The organism is Arthrobacter sp. HMWF013, assembly GCF_003061105.1.
Classification (GTDB): domain Bacteria; phylum Actinomycetota; class Actinomycetes; order Actinomycetales; family Micrococcaceae; genus Arthrobacter.
Map to the genome: position 1 here is coordinate 1 of NZ_QAIQ01000421.1, position 3520 is coordinate 3520.

The 3520-nt window shown below is 65.7% G+C and carries 4 protein-coding genes and 1 pseudogene; 3 read left to right on the forward strand and 2 right to left on the reverse strand.

From position 1 onward, the window contains the following. Positions 1-137: 137 nt before the first annotated feature. A complete protein-coding gene (locus tag DBR22_RS15470) occupies positions 138-332 on the forward strand; it encodes a hypothetical protein (protein ID WP_108599759.1) in 195 nt (64 codons plus the stop codon). Positions 333-357: 25 nt separating this feature from the next. Continuing rightward, positions 358-758 (forward strand): annotated as a pseudogene (locus DBR22_RS15475) ((R)-mandelonitrile lyase). A gap of 121 nt (positions 759-879) precedes the next feature. On the opposite strand, the gene DBR22_RS15480 reads toward DBR22_RS15475, so the two are convergent. Then, the gene (locus tag DBR22_RS15480) at positions 880-1539 is read right to left on the reverse strand and encodes a cyclodeaminase/cyclohydrolase family protein (RefSeq protein ID WP_108599760.1); all 660 of its coding nucleotides are present in this window, start codon (positions 1537-1539) and stop codon (positions 880-882) included. Between the two features lie 122 nt (positions 1540-1661). Between DBR22_RS15480 and DBR22_RS15485 the strand changes: the two genes are divergently transcribed. Beyond that, a complete protein-coding gene (locus DBR22_RS15485) occupies positions 1662-2696 on the forward strand; it encodes an NAD-dependent epimerase/dehydratase family protein (RefSeq protein ID WP_108599761.1) in 1035 nt (344 codons plus the stop codon). A gap of 63 nt (positions 2697-2759) precedes the next feature. Here DBR22_RS15485 and DBR22_RS15490 read toward each other — a convergent pair. Next, a partial coding sequence (locus tag DBR22_RS15490) for an MmyB family transcriptional regulator (protein WP_258229234.1) occupies positions 2760-3520 on the reverse strand: 761 nt, incomplete at its 5' end.

Sequence of the window (3520 nt, forward strand, 5' to 3'; positions counted from 1 at the left end):
GGCCGGACGCCGCGACGACGTCTTCCTGGCCACAAAGTTTTTTATGCCCATGAGCGAGGACCCGAACCAGCGGGGCGGATCCCGCCGCTGGATCATCCGCGAAGACGGAATGGCTTGAATCTATTGAATCCGGCGAGATGCGGTACCACCGGATGGAAACCGTGGAGGCCACCCCCGGCCCGGACGTTTCCGTGCCGGAGCTGACCGCCCGAACCCTCACCGACGCCACCATCTGGGGCTCCAGGGCCACATGGCGCCTGACCCTGCGTTCCTGGTTCGAACCCCGCGGCGACGGCTGGATCATCGCCGGCACAGTCGCCTCAACCTGGTAACCACAGCCAACAAGTAAGGGAAACCATGAACATTGAACCCGCCATCCCGACCACCAAGAACCCACCGGCGCAGTTCGCCGGGGACGTATGGCTGGATCCCATCGCCCTTCCCCACGAGAGTGACCAAACCATGGTCGTCGCGACAGTCCGCTTCGCGCCCGGAGCGCGCACAGCCTGGCACTCCCACCAGCACGGCCAGTATCTTCGGGTCACCCAAGGCGTCGGCCGCTTCGGTACCAGGGACGGAAACATCATTGAAGTCCACCCCGGCCAGACGATCTACACCCCGCCCGTGAAGAGCACTGGCACGCAGCTGGCCCCGGCTGCTTCATGGAGCACATCGCCATGCTTCAAAACGGCGAAGACCCAACCAGGACCACCACGTGGGCCGAGCACATCACGGACGACGAATACAACGGCCGCTAACCACGGGGACGCCCTTCACCGAGCTACCTGTCGGGCACCGACGAACCCAATACCAGCAAAATCGACGGGCAGCTGGACTGGGTCTTTTCGCGTGGTGGGCCTGAACAACCCGGCCTCTTCGTCAGACGGCATCCGTCGGAGCGGCCCGATGATCTATGCCGGCAGTCAGTCCGTCGATTCGTTCAACCGCCGTGCTGAGGCGCTTCACCGTCGCCCAGAGCGCTGGATGCTGTTCCCGGATCTGTTCAAGAGGCGCCCCGGCGGAGGTGAGGGCGGCCAGATCAAAGCTCACATTGGTTCGAGCGCCTGTCAGCGCGGCGCGAAGGGCTCCAAAGGCCACGACCACATCGGCAATAAGGGCCGGATTACCGTTGGAGGCAAGCCACTCCAAATCCCCGATGGCATCCATGGCCCGCTCGCCAAGGACCGCAGAGGCCTTGGCGGCCCCTTCCGATGCCTGGCGTATCGCGGTCTCGCGTTCCGGCCCGGGCTGCAGCCGAAACGCCGCACCGAACGCTTCGGAGGCCGACGCGTCGTCGTCGGCCAGCCCCAAAGCCGCTTCCCGGAGCGAATTCGCCCGCGCATGAAGACCGGCCAGCTCCTCACGCAGGCCGTCCCCGGCCTCTGTGTATCCGGCGACCATGGATGTCAGTGCCGCCGCGATGGCCAGCATCACGCCGGTCCCGGCCCCACCGCCCGGAGAACCGGCGGACTCCGCCAACGCCCGCGTCCAGTCCTCAACAGTCGCATGTTGGGTCGTCACCTCTTCAGAACCAGCCATAACACTAAGTGTGCTCCATCGCCTGTGGTTACTGGTTCAACCGGTTCCGCCAGATGCTCATTTACATCGCAGCCTGCCCGCTCCTAGGCTGGGCGGGACAGAGCCATACGGAGGAGAAGCCCATGCGGATTGTGCTCACCGGCGCTACCGGCCACGTTGGCACGGCAGTGCTGAACCGCCTTCACCAAGCCCGCTCCGAAAGGGGTACTGAACTGGAGATCGTCGGCGTTGCCCGCCGAGAACCGGACCGTGACGTTGCACCCTACCGCGACGTGGGGTGGCACAGCGTGGACGTCGGGGATCCGGGTGACCTGCCGGCACTCGAAAAGGCCTTCGCCGGGGCTGACGCCGTGGTCCACTTGGCCTGGCTTATTCAGCCCAACCATGATCGGGAGCTGCTTCGCCGGACGAACGTCGCCGGAACGGACCACGTTCTCCGGGCTGCCCGGACAGCCGGCGTCGGGCATGTTGTGTGCGCTTCATCGGTGGGCGCCTATTCGCCGGCTCCTAAGGAGCAGCGGACCAACGAGGATTGGCCGACGGAGGGCGTTCAGGGATCCCACTACAGTGTGGACAAGGCCGCCCAGGAACGGCTTCTGGACGCCTTTGCACAGGAGAACCCCGGCGTCGTTGTGGCACGGCTCCGGCCTGCACTGACGTTCAGTGCCCAGGCCGGCAGCGAGGTGGGGCGATACTTCCTTGGGCAGTTCCTGCCACGGCTCGTACCGCGTAAGCCCTCGATTCCCATCCTGCCCATTCCACCCGAGCTGGTCTTCCAGGCCGTGCACGCCGATGACGTGGCAGACGCCTACTGGCGTGTGCTGGAGAGGCGAGCGGCCGGCGCATTCAACATCGCAGCCGAGCCCGTGCTGGATCCCAATGCGCTGGGTTGGGTTCTGCACGCCAAGCGGCTGTTGCCTTTGCCGCTGCCGGTGCTGCGCGCCGTCGTCGAACTGAGCTGGCGCCTGCGGTTGCAGTCGACCGACGGCGGTTGGATCGATATGGCAGCCGGCGCACCCATCATGGACACCGCCCGGGTGCGAGGGATTCTGGATTGGACGCCACAACGCTCATCGCTTGAGTCGCTGACGGAAATGCTGGACGGTCTTGGCGCGGGCACTGGGCAGCGCGCCTCTCCCCCGCTTGCCCCGCGTTGACGGTTCGGCGGCCTCCGCACCGGAGTCAGGGTTGAGCCCCCAAAGCCCGCAATAGTCGCAGCATCAGGGCCCGGTGGTGTTCTGAGTGGTTGCTTGGCCGAGCGCGTTCACCGCCGGGCCCTGCGTGCTCGCCCAGTTCGCCAGCAGCTGCAGCCCGTCGTGTGACGCGGACCCGGGTTCCGCGGAGAACACCAGCATCTGGAGTGTGCGGTCTGTGGCGAGGTCCAGTCCGAGGAAGCTCAGGTCGAGGTCCCCCACGATGGGGTGGTGGATGCTCTTGGTACCTGTGCGGTGTTCGCGGACGTCGTGGGCGCCCCAGAGTTTACGGAAGAGCTCGCTCCGGGTTGAGAGTTCGCCCACCAGGTCGCTGAGCTGCCGGTCGTAGGGGGAACGGCCCGCTTCGACCCGGAGAAGGGCTACGATCTGGCGGGAGTTGGACTCCCAGTCCTGATAGAAGGCCTGCGCCCTGGGATCGAGGAACACGAAGCGCGCAGCGTTCACCGGCTGCCGGGCGTCGTCGAACATTTCCGAGAAGAGAGCCCGGCCGAGACGGTTGGCTGCAACTGCGTCCAGCCGGCCGTTCTGCACGAACACCGGAACGGTCGACATCGCGTCAATCGTCTGCTGCAGGGCCGGGTTCATCTGCGTTTTGCGTGCCGGGCGCCTGCGCTGTGGATGGGCTCCCGCATTAGCTGAGCGGATGAGCTCGTAGAGATGTGAGTGCTCGGCTTCATCCAGCTGGAGGGCGCGGCTGACCCCATCAATGACGGCCTCGGATGCGCCCTTGGCGTTGCCCCGTTCCAGCCGTTTATAGTACTCCGAGC

Bases quoted from the DNA above. Each gene is read 5' to 3' on its own strand.
- DBR22_RS15470 (WP_108599759.1), top strand. From the start codon at position 138: ATGCGGTACCACCGGATGGAAACCGTGGAGGCCACCCCCGGCCCGGAC.
- DBR22_RS15480 (WP_108599760.1), bottom strand. From the start codon at position 1,539: ATGGCTGGTTCTGAAGAGGTGACGACCCAACATGCGACTGTTGAGGAC.
- DBR22_RS15485 (WP_108599761.1), top strand. From the start codon at position 1,662: ATGCGGATTGTGCTCACCGGCGCTACCGGCCACGTTGGCACGGCAGTG.